Genomic DNA, 17,852 nt, shown 5'->3' with positions numbered 1-17,852 from the left:
AATATTTATAAATTAACCAACTCTTCTTTTTCATTATCGTCTCTATAATTCTCAACAACCTTCATTAAAGGCTGTAATTCTTCAAAGAATGCTACTATAACATCTCCCTCTTCACTAATTCTTATAGCTTCTTTAAGAGCTTCTGGTTCTTCCAAAACAATTTTATACTTATTTTTATCAGATATTCCATTTTCTATCAAGCTAGCAATTTCTCCTGGCTTTCTTCCTCTCTTATCAATGTCTTCTTTTATTATAATAAAATCTAAATTTTTATCACTTATTTTCCCTATATCAATTGCCATTTCGTCATTTCTATCACCAGGAATACCTATAACTCCAATTAGTTTATTAAAATTCATAGATTTTAAAGATTCAAATATAGCCCTAAATCCATCTACGTTGTGACCATAGTCTAATATAATAGTTCTACCATTTAATTTATACATATTAAACCTACCAGCATTATGTTCATAATCTAATTTAAACTTATTAAACCCTCTAGCTATCATGCAGTAATCTATGCCAATTCCTACTAATGCCGCACATGCTGCTAGTGCATTTTCAATATTAAATATTAAACTGCCATTTAATGTTATTGGTATATCATCAACCTTTAGTACATTATATTTTTTATTATTATTAACTACACAAAGAATACCATCATCTATAAATACAGCCTTCTTTCCAGCAAGTATATTTTTTTGTATTAAGCTATTATTTTTATCTTTGGAAAAATATATTATCTCTCCTCTAGCTCTATCTATTAAATTTCTACTCCAATTATCATCTGCATTTATTACAGAGTATCCACTTGGCTTTACAGCTTCAGTTACTAATGATTTTATAAAACTTAAATCTTCCATTGTGTATATTTCATCAATTCCTAGATGGTCTTCAGTTATATTAGTTACTACTCCAACATCAGCTAAATCATAAGCTAATCCTTTCTTTATCATTCCACCTCTGGCTGTCTCAAGTACCGCAACATCCACATCTTTGTTTAATAGAATTGATTTTGCACTTTCATAACCTGTATCATCACCTATATCTATGCATTCATCTCCAATATAAATACCTTCTGTAGATGTCATGCCAACAATATTTCCCATAAGATTTAATACATAGGATATAAGTCTAGTTGTTGTAGTTTTTCCATTAGTTCCTGTAATAGCTACTACAGGAATATTTCTAGGTTTTCCATTATACAAATGATTTAGTATAGCCTTTCCTACATCCCTCGGTTCTCCACTTGATGGATAATGATGCATTCTTATTCCTGGTGCTGCATTCACTTCCATTACTACACCTTGCTCTTTTATAGGTTCTCCTATACTTAAAGCTGTTATATCAATTCCACAGATATCTAATCCAATAATCTTTGCTGCTTTTATACAATACCTCTTATTTTCTTCGCATATTTCATCAGTACAATCTATAGCCATTCCACCAGTAGAAAGATTTGCATTCCTTCTTAGGACTACTTCTTCACCTACCTTAGGAATACTACTTATTTTATATCCTGATTCTAAAAGAAGTTCCTTCATATCATCATCAATCTTAATCTTAGTTAAAGGTTTTTCATGATCGTCTCCCCTTAGAGGATCATTATTTAACTCTTCTATAAGTTCACTTATACTTCTCTTTCCATCACCTGAAACCTTTGGCGGAATTCTTAGTGAAGCTGCAACAACTTCGTTGTTTATTACGCATACTCTATAATCATTTCCGCTTACATATCTTTCTATTATTATATCTTTATATTCATTTGATAATTTGTTATAAACTTTTATAAGCTCTTTTTCATTTTTTATATTTAAGAATACGCCCTTACCTTGATTACCACATTGTGGTTTTAATACAACTGGATATCCAATACTTTCAGCTGCTTTTAATAAACCTATTACATTATATACTTTTTCTCCATCAGCAACTGGTATACTTTGACTCTTTAATAAGGTTTTTGTAAACATCTTATCACATGCTATATCCGCTCCAATACATGTAGTATTTGACCCTATAGTAGCTTCTATAATACGTCCTTGTTTTCCATATCCTATTTGATAATATCCTGAGTTGTCTATTTCAAAAACAGGTAACCCAACTCTCTCAGCAGCTACTTTTATAGCTTCCGTACTTGGGCCTACTGATTCCTTACTTAATATATCACTAACTAATTTTAATCTTTCTTCAAAATTTATACTTTTCTTTGTTATTAATGAATTTATTAAATCAACGGCTAATTTTCCTATTTCAACTGACGTATTTTCATACATAAATTCATAAATAATATAGTAATGGTCTCCTTCACATTCCCTAGCCTTACCATAGGAAACATCCATACCTAGCATATTTTGCATTCCAATTACTATGTGCTCACAAATATGTGATAGATATGTACCTTCATTTAATCTTATAACAAACCCACCCTCAGTATCTATACCGCATCTATGTTCCTTTAGAATAGGTAAGAGTCTTAAAAGTTCATCATTGAATCCCTCTATTTTATTACTTGGTGTCTCAGAATATCCTTCTAAATCAACATCCATTCTCATACACTTTCTATGCGAATAGATATTTCTTCCATTAAATATCCTTATCCCTTTTATCTTCATCTCTAAATACTTCCTCCTCAAAAGGTATCTTATTAATTAGATCAAATTTATTTCCTTCAATTAGTACATGTAACTTAACATTAAATATACTTAATGTTTTATCTCTAAATTGCTCTGACACATTTGTATGATTTATTCCAGTTCCATCAATTACGTATACTGCACCATTTCCAATAACCTTAAGTATTTTTCTCTCATCAATGATTATAGCTGTATCTTCGTCTATTCCTATTCCTAAATATTCTGGATTTTCAGCTATACCTGTTAATAATCTCCCTATTCTTCCTCTTTGAATAAAGTGCTGATCAATAACAACATTCTCAATAAATCCAAGTCCTGGACACATATTAATACTATGTTTTTTAGGTGACTCTTCATCATCTCCTTCTAAGATCATAGTTCCACTCATTACAGATGCTCCCGCTGATGTTCCTACTATTACTTTTCCACTATGCATCCCATTAATAAGAGCTTTGTTTAATGGAGTTCCTCCTATGAGGCTAGTTATTTTTAATTGATCTCCACCTGTAAAAAATATTAATTTAGAAGATTTTATAAGATCTATATTTTTTTCTAAATAAGCTTCTTCCCTATCTTCTATATTTAAAAACTCTATATTTTTCACTCCTATTTCTCTGAAGACCTTATCATATACATCCTCCATTTCTTCTTGAATTTCAGATGCTATTGTAGCGACTAATAATAAATCTCTATCTTTATTAATTAAATCGCATACTTCATTTAGGATTTTTTTTCTTCCTTCTTTATCTTCTGCTCCACCTATAACAACCAAATCATAGTTTAATTTAGATTTCATAATATTCACCTCAAATCATGCGTTTATTATTATTTCCTAAGGCCATATTATTTATTCAAGAATATTAAAACTCATATTTTAAACATTTAAACGAAAAAATAAGTCTTGCTAAACATTTAGCAAGACTTATTTTTTATACTAAGATACTATTCTTCCAGGTATTAATAATCTTTCTCCAGGTACTAAAATATCAGGATCTTCTAATTCATTCATTCTTATAATTTCATTCATTGTTGTACTATATTTCTTTGCAATCTTCCACAAAGTATCCCCTTTACCTACTACATATATTGTTACACTAGCTTTCTTTTCAACTTCTTCTCCTTCAGCCTCTAAGATATCTTTTACAAATTCTTTTTTAACTTCAAATAATATCTTAGCATTCATGATTAAAGTCGCCTTTATAGCTATAGTATTAGCCTCTATTGCTACATCCATATTTTCTATATTAGCTTTAACTAGTGCTTTCATCTTATCATTAGCGCCACTTGCTTCGATGCTCACATTAAATGGTATATCACCAGAAACCTTATCTAGATACTTATCTTCATCATTAGTTTTATATATAACATTAACATTTATATATCCGCCAACCATAATTTTATCATTAACAACAGATTTCTCAGTAATTATAGCATTACCTGAGAATGTTACTATTCTTTCAGGCATCATAGCGCCTTCATTCATGTAAAGATTATCTTTTACCATAGATTCAGCATTGTATACACCTTGAATCATTCCCATATCACATTGATCTTTGGAAATTTCAATTGGAAATTTTGGTGAATATGCATCTATTACTATATCAACATTTTTCTTTGAAAAGACTCTTACATTACATTTAAGTAAAACTTCCGTATTAAGAATTCTAGCTTCACCTAAATCATCTTCTTCAACAGTAATATCTTTATTTTTAATATCATAATCAGCTGTTACCATCATATCTGGAGTTACTCCTGCAACTTCGACCTCTTTTGATAAATAAATATTATCTTCTAAATAGAAGATATCCTTACTTTCATTGCTTAAATATAATATTACGAGTTTGCAATAACATCCACAATGTACTTTATCTTCTCCAATTTTTATTTCTTTCTTTTGAAGTTCAATTTTAGATTTTAATATCTTTGATATCTGTGGTTTATCCATGCTAACTCTAATAACTGATTTACCAGCTATATCTATATTTTCATTTGCATTTTTATTATTTATAACTTCATTTTTCTTAAGAATCTCTATGCCTTCTGTTCCCTCAACATCTTTTATAAGTTCTAATTCTTTTCCTTTATACATTTCCCAATTAAAATTAAGTACCCCATCAATAGCTACTTTTCTTTCATTGATTATCTTTGCTTCAATATGTTCTACTCTGCATTCAACTTCGCAGACTATTTTATGTTCAGCTTCTTCTAAGTCTAGGTTACTATTAAATTTTTGATAATAATTAACTGATGAAACTACTATATTTTCCTCTTTAGCTAAATACATTAAATTATATTCAACTTTTCCTTCTACAACGATCTTATCCCCCATTGTTTCTTTAGAAGTAATAGAAGGTTTTGCCTCTATCATTAGCACTTTTTCTACATCTGGATGAGTATCAGGTATAAGATATTCATCATTTAACATAGTTGTAGTATTGCTTTCTCTTAAAAGTTGTTCAAATTGGATATTTTCTTTTATAACATCTATCTTTGACATTTTTTAATCCCTCCCCATAAACTACCTACTACTATTTATATAAAAATATTCTAAATGTATGCCTAATGTGAAGGAAAAGCAAATTATTTTTTATAAGTTTTTTCATCATAATATCCATATTAAAGAAAAATTTTTTATAAAGTATATATTTTTTTTACTTATTTTAAAATTTATTTTATATTTTTGTTGACAAACAGACTTTTTTGTCGTAACATAGTAAATGGTTATTGACCATATAACCTCTCATAAATTCTCAATACCCTTTTATACCATAGTTGAAAGATGGAAACCCACCATCTTTCTTTTTTTATTTAAAATTATTTAAATAGAAAAAAACTTCGAAAATCGAAGTTTTATTTTCTATCCTGGAAAATGTAATTGTACTGTCTGAGTTAATACATCTGAATAACTATATGTCACGGTTCTTTGGGTGTCATTGTCTAATCTTATTACGAATATGCTAGGATAAGCACTTTCTAAAACTCCATCGTTAACCAGAATCTTTTTTCTTCCTCCGTTAGCTTTTAAAGTTACTTTTTCTCCAAGGTGCCCCTCAATATTCTTTTTAATTGAGGCAATTGTCTTAATAGTTTCCATAAAAACACCCTCTTTCTTATTTTTATTATACCATTTTTTTGAAGCTTAGTCAAGCAAAAACTTAATTTTAACACTTAACAATTATAATGTCAATATTTTTTTCATACTTTTTCTTACCTTTTTATTATTTGTAAATCTACTTACATTTATGCATAAAATCTAAAACTAATTTTTCATTAATAATAGATATAATATATAAACTTTAAGGGACTTAATTATAAATTATTCTAAATATTATATTTATAATCTTATCCCTCTATATTTAATTTTACTTATAGTACATATGGTGATTTCGGATACCCTTCTCTATACTTCCCTCTAGTTTGTAATCCACCTACACCCTTTATACCAGTAATTGTATTATCAATTACTTCTTTAATTGATGCAATTTCATTAATTCTAGTATATGCAATTTTCTCACATACAAATACAGGATCTAAACAATGAATAAGAACTCTACTTGGAGAAGATGCAAAATTTGCCCCTGCATCTAACATACTTTCATAACAACTTTGACATGCACCTGCAAAAATTATTAATTCATCATAGCTTGAGTTATAATCCCTAAGGGCCTTTACTGCATCTCTATAAAATAATGAATTTCTATAATTATTAAGATCCAAATAATCTCTAGTTCCTCTAAGAACACCATCATGACCTGTCAAAACTACTATATCCGGTTTAATTTCTTTTACTAGATCAACTATCTTTTTAGGTTGTTCTTCCTCCGGCAGTGCTACCCCCACTGCATCAAGTGAAAGTTGCTTATATACTTTAAGACAAGTATCCATATATTCTTTATCTCCATCGACGTGAAGTATTTTTCCTGGCCTTCCAAAAAACAATTCTTCCGTTTCTTCATTTTTAGAGACCTTACTTACTTTATTACTAGCTTTTGTTGCACCTTTTCTGTTATATATATCTCTAGTTGAAATAGCAGTTTTTATAGCTTTGTTAACTCTACTATTTAAAATTTTATCTTGCTCTCCTGAGTAATCTTCTGATACTTTCTCTAAATCGTCACTCTCAGCATCAGCTATAATTCTTATATTTAACCCCTTTAATATGAATGTAACCTTTCCGTCTACCTCCTTTATATCAATCACTTTAAAAGAAACATCCTTATCGTATGATTTTCTTACAACTATATCTCCTACAACCATAATTTCACCTAAAATATTATTACTCTATTTATTATATGTAAAAGATATGATTTATGATTTAATTAAAATAAAACTCCACCGAAATGGAGTTTTATTTTAGTCAATGTTATATTCTTCTTTAAATTTCTTTAAAAATTCTAGATAATTATCTCTTTCATCTATTATACCTTGAAGCTTCTTAGCAAAAGTATTTTGTCCCCAGTTAACTTCATTGTAATAATATCTGTTAGCTAATCTCCAATATCTTTGAGGGAATTGTAGATAAGCTAATAAAACTTTATACTCATCTTCTCTTATAGGAGATACACTATTATATGAGTCAATTATAGCTTTAGCATATTCAAAGTCCCATTCAACTCTTTTTAATACTTTAGTCATGAAGTTAGAAATATCAAAAGCTCTTATTTCTCTCTTACAATAATCAAAGTCTATAACATTAACATCATTATTATTATCAATTATAATATTATGATAAGTAAAATCATGATGACAGAAACTCTTATCATTTTCTGCAATTTCACAAAGGTCAAGATAATTTGATTGCTCTAGAGTGTTATAGGATTCTCTCCCCATTTCTTTGTAAAATTCCATTGATTTAATATATATTAAATCAAAATCACTCTTATTACTTTTCTTTCTAACCATATCTCTCATTTTATCTAATGATTTAACTCTCTTTTTCATAAGATTAAGCCATCTACCAAGATCACTCTTTAACTTTGAATTTTCAGGTGGATCATACCCTTTTGAAGCTTCATGCAACTTTGCTAAAGTTTCTGCTGCAAGTTTTACTTCAGAAATTTTATGAAAATCACATTCCCTTCCTTCTAGCCATATTGATAGAGTATATAAATCTTCATTTACTAATGCATATGGTTCACCCTCTATGTTTAAAAAATACTTGTCTACCTTATCAAATCCATTATTTATTAAATGTTCCTTAGCACCATATACAAATAATAGTTTTTGAGGTCCATAGTTTATTTTTTTTAAGCAACGTTCTCCCTTGTTAGTTTTTAAATAGTATACACCTTTATTTGCTTTTAAAGTTTCAATCTCAATATTAAATTGTCTTTCTATTTCAAACTCTCTCATCATTTTAATCACCCCCTTAATATTTATATGTCCTACCTATTTCTTTTATTAACATTTTTTACTATAAATAAATATAATAAGATTAAGAATACTTTGAAAGGATTAAATCATGAAAATTGGCATTGACGGCAGAGCCGCAAAATGGTATAGAGGAACAGGTATCGGCACGTATACGCACCAATTGATAAATAATTTAAATAATGTAGATTTCAATAATGATTATTTAATTTTTACACCAGATAATCCCAACCTAAGTAATTTAAATTCTAATTTTAAAATCGAAAAAATTGATACTGTAGTTAAGGAGCACTTTTGGGAAGAGGTAAGAGTTCCTAATATTTTATCTAGTAATAGCATGGAATTATATCATGTTCCTCAAAACGGTGTAGGACTTTCTGACAATATTAATTGCAAAAAAGCCATTACATTACATGATATAATCCCGCTTAGAATGCCAGAGACAGTTAGCGATCGTTATCTTAGAATATTTAATGATGATATGCCTAAAATTCTAGATAATTGTGATGGAATAATTACTGTTTCAGAATTTTCTAAACAAGATATATGCAAGGAATTTAATTATCCTAAGGAGAAAATATATGTAACTCACTTAGCTGCTGAAGAGATTTACAGACCTATGAGTAAGTGCCAATGCAAAAAAAATATTGAAAAAAAATATAGTATTGCATCAGATTTTATATTATATGTTGGAGGCTTTAGTCCAAGAAAAAATATACTTGGGCTAATTGAAGCATTTTCATTATTACCTCCTCCTTATAGAAAAAGTACAAAGCTAGTTATAACAGGTAAAAAAGGGTTTTCATATGATGTCTACCTAAATAGAGCTAGAGACTTGAATGTTGAAAATGATGTTATATTTACTGGATTTATCCCACTTGAAGACTTACCTTATTTCTATAATGCTTGTGAAATGCTTGTATATCCATCCTTTTATGAAGGATTTGGATTGCCACCTATAGAAGCTATGGCATGTGGTACTCCTGTAATAACATCTACAGAAACATCCCTTCCTGAAGTGTGTTATGATTCTGCATTACTTATAAACCCTCATAATCCTGATGATTTATGTTATGCAATGCAAAGAGTTCTAAGTGATAGCTTACTAGTCCTAGCTATGGTAAAAAAAGCACTAACAAGAAGCAGGTTATTTTCATGGGAAAATACAGCTCTAAATACTATTAAAGCTTATGAAAGCATTTTAAGTAGATAAATTAAAGAGTGAGTGATTAAAAATTTTAATCACTCACTCTTTAATTTATTTATAATATCTTATCTTCATAAAACTTCTTATAATCATCTAAAAATTTTATTCTAAATACATCATTCTCAAGTTTTGTCTTGAATCTATGAAGAAAAACCTCTTCTTCCCATTCTTTACTCTTATGATAATAGGATTTTATTATTGAATATATATCCCTTGGAAAACTCATCAAAATATATATAAGTTTATATTCCTCATCTTTTATTTTGAATATTTTATCATAGCTCTCGAGTGCAAGCTTTCCCTTATTTATATCAAAAACACTATTCTTAATCCATTTTAAAAGAAAGTCAGCTATATCTAAAGTTCTTAAATCTATTGTAGAATAATCAAAATCAATTATATTAATCTTATTTTCATTGATTATAAAGTTATGATTTGCAAGGTCATTATGACAAAGACATATTAACTCCTTATCCATTAATAAATCTCTATATTTACTAACCCAAATCATTTCATTTACCTTTGATATCTCTTCTATATATCTATCACAATTTTCTATAAAAAGCTTATCAAATTCATTTTTATAAGTATAACAACTTACCCAGTCCTTTATATTTATAAGATCTTCCTTTATTGATTTGTAGTACTCAACTAAATTGTTAGATTTTTTAATAGCTATTTCTTTAGGCTCTAGTACATCGCTAATCATCTGAGAAGCCTTATGCATTCTAGCTAATGCCTCACTGCACATTTCTACCTCTATGGGATTACTTATTGATGCCTCTCTTCCTTCTATTAAATCCATTACTATATAATTATCACCTTGCCAGCTTATATAATTATCATTTGCTTGTAACTTATTCATTTTCATAATGTATGGAAAATTCTTGTTTACATATTCAAGAGACTCTCCTATAAACTTTATTCTCTCTTCATTATAATCAACTTTCTTTAATATTTTCTTTCCTTCAGTTGTATTTAATATATATAACTTTCTTAGAGGAGTTATATCTAATATATCAAGTCCTAGCTTGTCAAAAAAGTTTTTACTTAAATCATATCTACATAAAAGCTTTTTATCTCCATATTTAACCTTCCTCATTACATACCTCCTTTAGAATTCTAATTCTCTCTCAGATATAAGTCTGAATTCATCTCTACTATGCTCATCCCACTCATATCTATTTTTATACCAATATTTAAGGCTCTCACATGGCATATCAACAATTAAATTTATATATTGAAGGCTACTTTTTTTAAGGTTTGACCTTCTTACATATTCTTTTGCATATTCTCTTAAAGCATCTTTATTACATTTCTTCTTATATTTAAATAAATAATTTATAAAGTCCTCCTCAACTATGTTAAAATTAATTTTTTTAATCTTACCAATCTCTACTTGATCTACAACTCTTAAATTACTCTCATCAACTCGTTCAATACATATTTCATCTTTATACATTCCTCTTCTATATATATCTATATAATCAATATCCTCTATTCTTTTAAGCTGTTTCTTTACTTTATCTAATACACATTTTTCATAATAATTTAGCTCATTAAATCCTATATCTAACTTTTTTGTCATCACAAAAATTCTATCAACTCTTCTACCTATTTCACTTAAAATACTGTTTTTTTCAACAGAATGGTATCCCATCAAAATTTTTTGAAGGTTAATTATTATATCTATATGATTTAAAATATCTATATCATTTTTCTTCTTTTTAAAATAATTTCCCATTATATAAACATCATTTTCCAATAAATAATTTTTAAGAGTTACCTCATTTATAGTAATCACCCCTTAGTTAAAGAAATTATTTAAAAACTCTTCTTTCTCTTCTCTATCATTCAAATATTTATTAAGTTTCTCTAAAAGAAACTCCTCTCCCCATGGTTGTTGCTCCCAATACATTTGTAACCCTCTTTGCCAGAAATCTTGTGGGAATAACATAAATGATTTCATTATTTTTTTTTCTTTATCAGAAATCTCAATATTTTTAGAGTATCCTTCAAGTATTATATTACCTTTATTTTTATCCCACCTATGATATTTCATAGCTCTCATAAATAATGAAGATAAATCATGAAGATGACTATCTAAGATACAATAATCAAAATCAATTATATTTATATCGTTATTTTTTCCTATCAATATATTATGATTCGCTAAATCATGGTGACAAAATTCTCTTTTCATTAAATGCTCTTCCATAACACAAGAATAATCACTTTTGATAAGTCCATTTATACTCCTATCGGCTCTTCTAATCTCTTCATCTAAATTTCCTAAAAACACCTCATCGAATTTATTTTTATGTGCCTTTTGAGATATTCTATGTGCAAAATCAAGAATTTCTTCTCGTCTTGTTTTAAACATATTTATCCATGATAACCAATATACTCTTGGCTTCATAAGAGGTGTTATAGTAAAATTTCTACTACAGATGTGAAGCTCTGATAATTTTTCAGAAACCTTTTTTAGTTCATCTATATCATCATAATTGCTTTCTCTTGAATCTACCCATTTAGTTAAGTAAGCATAATTTCCATTTGTAAGATCTACATACAAACTTCCTTTATTATTTTTTATTATATCTAATACATTTAAAAAACCATTATTTTTTAAATGTAACATAGAAGATAAAATAAAATAAAAATGAGGAAAATTATATTTTACAATCTTAAAACAATATTCCTCATTTCCATTTATCTTATAAGTATTTTTAATCTTTGTAGCAGATTTAACTTCTATATCGTACTCTTTTTCCACTATATTTTTAATAATCTTTTCATTCATATACTTCTCCCAAAACTTATTTGATTTATTATATGAATATCCTTAATTTAATGTGATTTCATTCACAAATTTTACTATCAATAATATTTTATAGTATATAGCTAAATTGAGGTGTTTTAATGAAGATTTGCATAGATTCTAGAAGTATAAACTTACATGCCGGAACTGGTATAGGAACATATACAAGAAACTTAATTTCAGAAATGATAAACATAGATAAGAATAACCAATTTACTCTTATATGGGCTGGAAAAGTAGATACTAGATTTACTCAAAAAAATACTGATCTTATTTACTGTTCTGGACGCCATGGTACTTTTTTTGAAAAAGAATATATTCCAAATTTAATTAAAAATAGAGAATTAAATTTATATCATATTCCTCAAAATGGCATGGGATTTCCTTTTAATTACGATATAAATACAGTTGTAACAATACATGATCTTATACCATATATAATGCCAGAAACTGTTGGTCCAGGATACTTAAAAAGATTTTTAAGAGATATTCCAAATATAATAGAAAATTCTAAAGGTATAATTACTGTCTCTGAATATTCTAAAAGAGATATTCTAAAATTTTTTAAAGGTTATCCAGAAGATAAAGTATTTGTGACACCTTTATCCACAAATTATGAATTTACTCCTATGAATAAAAATAAGTGTAGAGAAACTATACAAGGTAAATTTAATTTTAAAGATCCTTATATATTATATATAGGCGGATTTAGCTCAAGAAAAAATGTTCGTGGTCTAATAAGTGCATTTAGTAAAGTTAAAAACAGTCTTTCTAATAAATATAAGCTAGTTCTTGCAGGTTCTTTAAAAGATGACGGCCTTAATTTAAAAACTTATTCTGAAAGCTTAAATTTAGAAAATGATATTATATTTACTGGCTTTTTAGATGATAAAGATCTTCCTATTCTTTATAATGGTGCAGATCTTTTTGTATATCCATCTTATTATGAAGGATTTGGACTTCCACCACTTGAAGCTATGAGCTGTAAAACTCCTGTTATAACTTCTAATACTACATCAATTCCTGAAGTAACTAAAGATTCTGCACTACTAATTAATCCTACAATAGAAGATGAATTATCTAATGCTATATTTGATGTACTTGAAAAAGATTCCCTTAGAAATGACTTAATTGAAAAAGGATATAAAAGAAGCCTCCAATTCTCTTGGAGGCAAACTGCACAAAATACATTAAGCGTATATGAAACAATATTAGATTCTTTAATTAACTAGATTTCCTTCAATCTCTTTATAAAGATTATAATTATTTATTTTAGGAGCCTTCTTAGAGATATTACTCATAACAACAAGAGGGCTCTTCCCTTCAAAATTCTTAACATGCTCTTCTACTTTATTGCTTTTATATGCATATATATAGCTTGGAAACAAACTTCCATCAAGTGCATATTTTAATGCTATATTGGTATTATTACTTGCATACTCTAAAAAACTATTTATAAGTTTTTTATCTTCAGTACTATTAAGAACAACAAGATTTTCACCTTGTGCTACAAAAAATCTATTTGATCCAATGTTAGTAGCTGGTGGATTATTTGCTGTCCAAATTCCTTTTGTTTGTAACTTCTCAATAGATTTCATTCCATTTATAGAAGATACTTTAGCAAAATATTCTTCATCATTGTTTTCTGTAATAATATTTTTTTCATTAAAATATTTCAAATTTTTCTCTACATTTTTTATTATCCCATCTTTATTACTTTCATACTGCATATTCTGCATTATAAGTAATGTCTTTAAATCATTATAATCTTGCCCAACCCCATTTAAAGCTCTATACTTACCATTACTTTTTTTATAGATATCTTCTGAAACTTTAATTAAGTCATCCCATGTATTTATATCACTACTAGAATATCCGTACTCTTTTAATACATCTTCTCTTAAATATATAACTAATGGCCTACTTGTAAATGGAACAGCAATTAACTTTCCATCTATCATTACCTCTTGTAATCTACTACTTGAAAAGTTCATTTTATAAGTATTTATTAAATTACTCTGATCTTCTGGTTTAATTTTCTTTTCTTTCATTAAGCTAGTAAGCTCTTCACTATTAAATAATGCAATATTAGGTACATCTTTTTTATTTAAATTTACTATTTTATTAAAATACTCATTACTATTAATATTCTCAACTTTAATCGTTGCTCTCTTATTATTTTTCATATAATCCTTTGCCAGTTCGTCTAAGTAATCATACGTATGATTATTTGCCCAAATAGTAATTTCTCCTGTTATTTTATTATGCTTATCATCACTAAAATAATTTATTATTACAACAGATACAACTATAGTTATAATAAAAATTAATACTGTTCTTATTTTACCATTCATAAAATCAATCCTTCTAATTCTTAACTATACTCTCTTTTTTCTTTATATATAATATTGCAATGAAAACCGATAAAAATCCACAAAATAATTTGATGAATATATATATACCTATAATTTCAGTTGCTTCACTTGCAACAAATCCAAGTTGTCCTCCAAGCACATAGGCCCCACCAACTGAAAAAGCGCTACATAATATTTTCCCCTTATCATCAAGTTCTTCGAAGTTTACAAATACTATTATAGCTGAAGCTAAACTTCCTAAAAATGCAGCAATCGAATTTTTGTTAACTCCAAATTTTAATGCTAATCTATCTAAAGGATTTTCTAACAATCTCTTTAGTACTTCAAGCATAACATATGCACCGCCTAAAAATATAGCAATTTTACCTACTATATTCAAAGCTTCTTGTAATGGCATAAGATTTTTAAAAATCATTACGCCTGAAATAGATTGTATTCCTTGAAGTGATAATCCAATTATACTAAGCCACAATATCCCTTTTCCTAAAATATTAAATATAAAAATTATTTTATTTTCGCAATATAATATTCCTATGCTAAGGAGTATAGAAATTATAATTATAGGAATCAAATTTATAAGTATAATATTTATAGGTATCTTAAGTAACAATCCTCCAATAAATAAACCAAAAGGTAATGATATAATACCAAATAACATACCTATAAATAATTGCTGTCTATTTTCCTTTTTTATTATTCCAAGAGCTAAAGGAAGGGTGAAGCTTAAAGTACACCCTAGCATTGAAGCCATTAAAACTCCTGAAAAATATATCATTTCTTTACTAAGTGCAATATTTTCTGCTATATTAAAAGCTCCCATATCTATAGCAATAATATTTGATATAAATATAGATGGATCAATTCCAATTTTATCTGCAATTGGAACTAAAACTATATTTAATATTTCTGTTATTACCGGTGTTAAAGATATTATTCCAACCATTGCTATAGCAAGTGCTCCCATGCTTTTTATTCCATCAGCAAAATAACTTCCTAATTTAAGTTTATCTCCACAAACATAATCTACCGCTCCTATAAAAAAAAATATAGCAACAATATATAGTACAATATTCTCCATAACTTCTCACCTACATTTTATGCCTCTGCTACTAGATTTTTAATCCATTTTTTTGATGCCATTCTTTTAAAACATGCAATTGCTTTTGTAATTTCTTCAAAAGTACATAATGCATATACTAAATATACTGGTAATTTAAATACAAATGCTCCCATTAATGCAAAAGGAACTCCTATAAGCCACATTGTTGATGCTTCTATAATAAATGATGCTTTTACATCACCGCCACCCCTTAATACTCCAACAATTGCTATTATATTATAAACTCTTATTACCATTATTATTGATGTAACATAAATTATTGCCTTTGACCAAGTTTTAACCTGATCTGATACCTCATACACAGAGACTATAGTATTTGCAGATAATGAGAGTGCTATAGCTATAATTATACCGATTATACATCCTATAACTAGGAAATTCTTACTATATTCTGCTGCCTTTTCTTCATCACCTTTACCAACTTGTGCCCCAACCATTACAAGTGTTGCACTACCCATACCAAAAATTATTACCATGAATAAATTATTTATGGTAGTAGCAATTTGTACTGAGGCTATTGCCTGAGTTCCTATTCTCCCGTAAATTACATTATACATAACTGAACCAAGTCCCCAACAAGCTTCATTTAATAATACAGGCATTACTGTGATATATATCTTTTTCACAAATTCTATATTAAACGAGAATAATTCCTTTAAATTTCCCGCCAAAATACTTTTGCTAATATAAACATAAGCTACTATTATTAGAAACTCTATTATTCTAGCTATAAGTGTGGCGATAGCTGCTCCTCTTACTCCAAGTTCTGGCATGGCAAAGTTTCCAAATATAAGTCCATAATTCAATACTGTATTCGTAACTAATGCAATAGCACTTGCTATCATAGGTACTATTGATTTTTCTACACATCTTAACGAAATTCCATAATTAAATGTTATAGCAGTAAAAATATAGCTAAAAGATACTATTAATAAATATTGTGCTCCTAGCTCTATAACATACTTATCTTTATTAAATATACTAATTATTCCTTCTGGTGCTATTTGAGCTAGTATATTAAATATACTACCTATTACTATTGCAGCTATAATTCCTATTCCAATAAGTTTTTTAATGTTCTTTTCATCCCTTTTACCAAAATATTGAGATACAAAAATCCCTATTCCACTAAATAATCCCATCATTAGTATGTTTAATAAGAAAAAATATTGATTCGCAATTCCTACTGCTGCAATTTCACTTTCTCCAAGCTTTCCTATCATCATTGTATCTACTATATTTAATGATGACATTATAAAATTTTGTATAACTATAGGTAACGCTATAATAAGTGCTTTCTTATAAAAACTTTTATCCATGCTAAGTATTCTATTCATAATTGCCCCCTTAATGTATTTAACTTTTAGTATAGTATGCAACCCCAATGCTTCCTGGACCAACATGTAATCCAATTATTGGTCCTATAGAATCTAATATTATATTGCATTCTATTCCTTTTTGCTTTAGTCTATCTTCTAATTTTTTTTTAAGTTCTATTCCTTCATCCTCGCAATTTATATGATGTATCGCAATCTCCCCAAGTCCTTTTTTATCAATATCTTCTATAACTTTATTGATTATTACATTTATTGCCTTTCCTCTTGTTCTAACCTTATTAAAGATAGTAGTTTTTCCATCAGTTACTGTAAGAATAGGAACTATTTTCAATATACTTCCAACTAATGCAGCTGCACTCCCTATTCTTCCTCCTTTTTTAAGATATTTTAAAGTCTTTGGCATAAATAAGAACTTGCTTTTATTTATTACTTCTTCCGCCTTTGATACAACTCCCTTAATATCAGCTCCTTCTTTTGCTGCTTTTGCTGCAACTATTGCAGCATAGCCCATTTGCATACAGTTTGTCCTAGAGTCCAAAATTTCTATCTCTGCTTCTGGATACTCTTCTAAGATTATATTTTTAATCATATTTGCACTTTGGTAAGTTCCACTCATATCAGATGAGATTAATACGCAGACAACCTTATCTCCATTTTTAATAATATTTTCAAATTTTTCTTTAACTTCATTTATACTCGGTTGAGAAGATGTTGGTAAATCATCTAATTTCTCTAGCTCATCAAAAAATTCTTCATTAGTAAGGTCAATTTCTCTATAGCTTCTTCCCCCGAAGATAACATTTAGAGAAATAACTTCAATTTCCAATTCATTCCTAATATCTTCAGGAATATAACTAGTACTATCAGTTATTATTTTTACGCCCATTCTTACCTCCAAAATTTGAATAATCTAGAACAATTATATCATAACTTATTCATATTTTATTCCAATATCATTCACTTTCTATTCATTTATATATAATAATAAA

15 protein-coding genes are annotated in these 17,852 nt (G+C 27.9%); 2 read left to right on the top strand and 13 right to left on the bottom strand.

From position 1 onward, the window contains the following. Window positions 1-5 precede the first annotated feature (5 nt). The 6 genes from cphA to JOC62_RS11760 form a co-directional block, all read right to left on the bottom strand. The gene (gene cphA / locus JOC62_RS11785; RefSeq protein WP_204595478.1) at window positions 6-2,612 is read right to left on the bottom strand and encodes a cyanophycin synthetase; all 2,607 of its coding nucleotides are present in this window, start codon (window positions 2,610-2,612) and stop codon (window positions 6-8) included. Further along, entirely contained in the window at window positions 2,584-3,429 is an 846-nt protein-coding gene (locus JOC62_RS11780) for a cyanophycinase (protein WP_204595477.1), read from the bottom strand. The genes cphA and JOC62_RS11780 overlap by 29 nt, the downstream gene beginning before the upstream one ends. A 138-nt stretch (window positions 3,430-3,567) precedes the next feature. Beyond that, complete coding sequence (locus JOC62_RS11775; RefSeq protein ID WP_204595476.1) at window positions 3,568-5,130, bottom strand: DUF3794 and LysM peptidoglycan-binding domain-containing protein; 1,563 nt, start codon at window positions 5,128-5,130, stop codon at window positions 3,568-3,570. 360 nt (window positions 5,131-5,490) lie between these two features. Further along, complete coding sequence (locus JOC62_RS11770) at window positions 5,491-5,727, bottom strand: Veg family protein (protein ID WP_204595475.1); 237 nt, start codon at window positions 5,725-5,727, stop codon at window positions 5,491-5,493. Window positions 5,728-5,999: 272 nt separating this feature from the next. Next, complete coding sequence (yabG, locus tag JOC62_RS11765; RefSeq protein ID WP_204595474.1) at window positions 6,000-6,890, bottom strand: sporulation peptidase YabG; 891 nt, start codon at window positions 6,888-6,890, stop codon at window positions 6,000-6,002. Between the two features lie 96 nt (window positions 6,891-6,986). Beyond that, window positions 6,987-7,988, bottom strand: coding sequence for a CotS family spore coat protein (locus JOC62_RS11760; protein ID WP_204595473.1), 1,002 nt, complete (start codon window positions 7,986-7,988; stop codon window positions 6,987-6,989). Between the two features lie 106 nt (window positions 7,989-8,094). Here JOC62_RS11760 and JOC62_RS11755 point away from each other — a divergent pair, with 106 nt between their 5' ends. Beyond that, window positions 8,095-9,216 (top strand): glycosyltransferase family 4 protein, encoded by a 1,122-nt coding sequence (locus JOC62_RS11755; protein ID WP_204595472.1) that lies wholly within the window; start codon window positions 8,095-8,097, stop codon window positions 9,214-9,216. A gap of 49 nt (window positions 9,217-9,265) precedes the next feature. On the opposite strand, the gene JOC62_RS11750 is transcribed toward JOC62_RS11755, so the two are convergent. The 3 genes from JOC62_RS11750 to JOC62_RS11740 form a co-directional block, all read right to left on the bottom strand. Next, window positions 9,266-10,312 (bottom strand): CotS family spore coat protein, encoded by a 1,047-nt coding sequence (locus JOC62_RS11750; protein ID WP_204595471.1) that lies wholly within the window; start codon window positions 10,310-10,312, stop codon window positions 9,266-9,268. Window positions 10,313-10,324: 12 nt separating this feature from the next. Continuing rightward, window positions 10,325-10,954 (bottom strand): hypothetical protein, encoded by a 630-nt coding sequence (locus tag JOC62_RS11745; protein ID WP_204595470.1) that lies wholly within the window; start codon window positions 10,952-10,954, stop codon window positions 10,325-10,327. A gap of 63 nt (window positions 10,955-11,017) precedes the next feature. Next, window positions 11,018-12,013 (bottom strand): CotS family spore coat protein, encoded by a 996-nt coding sequence (locus JOC62_RS11740; protein ID WP_204595469.1) that lies wholly within the window; start codon window positions 12,011-12,013, stop codon window positions 11,018-11,020. A 119-nt stretch (window positions 12,014-12,132) separates the two neighbouring features. On the opposite strand from JOC62_RS11740, the gene JOC62_RS11735 reads away from it, so the two are divergent. Beyond that, window positions 12,133-13,263, top strand: a complete 1,131-nt coding sequence (locus JOC62_RS11735; protein ID WP_204595468.1) for a glycosyltransferase family 4 protein — start codon at window positions 12,133-12,135, stop codon at window positions 13,261-13,263. Here JOC62_RS11735 and JOC62_RS11730 read toward each other — a convergent pair. Genes JOC62_RS11730 through JOC62_RS11715 form a run of 4 tightly spaced genes read right to left on the bottom strand, consistent with a single transcriptional unit; the run spans window position 13,252 to window position 17,749 of the window. Then, entirely contained in the window at window positions 13,252-14,385 is a 1,134-nt protein-coding gene (locus tag JOC62_RS11730; RefSeq protein ID WP_204595467.1) for an ABC transporter substrate-binding protein, read from the bottom strand. The genes JOC62_RS11735 and JOC62_RS11730 overlap by 12 nt on opposite strands. Window positions 14,386-14,398: 13 nt before the next feature. Beyond that, a complete protein-coding gene (eutH, locus tag JOC62_RS11725; RefSeq protein WP_204595466.1) occupies window positions 14,399-15,484 on the bottom strand; it encodes an ethanolamine utilization protein EutH in 1,086 nt (361 codons plus the stop codon). A 17-nt stretch (window positions 15,485-15,501) separates the two neighbouring features. Further along, on the bottom strand, window positions 15,502-16,863 hold the full coding sequence (locus JOC62_RS11720; protein WP_204595465.1) for an MATE family efflux transporter: 1,362 nt from the start codon (window positions 16,861-16,863) through the stop codon (window positions 15,502-15,504). A 19-nt stretch (window positions 16,864-16,882) separates the two neighbouring features. Beyond that, window positions 16,883-17,749, bottom strand: a complete 867-nt coding sequence (locus JOC62_RS11715; protein ID WP_204595464.1) for a DegV family protein — start codon at window positions 17,747-17,749, stop codon at window positions 16,883-16,885. Window positions 17,750-17,852: the final 103 nt, after the last annotated feature.

It is taken from the genome of Clostridium sardiniense, assembly GCF_016907995.1.
Classification (GTDB): Bacteria; Bacillota; Clostridia; order Clostridiales; family Clostridiaceae; genus Clostridium; species Clostridium sardiniense.
Note: the sequence above shows the minus strand (reverse complement) of the source record. Positions and strands in the feature narration are given on the sequence as shown.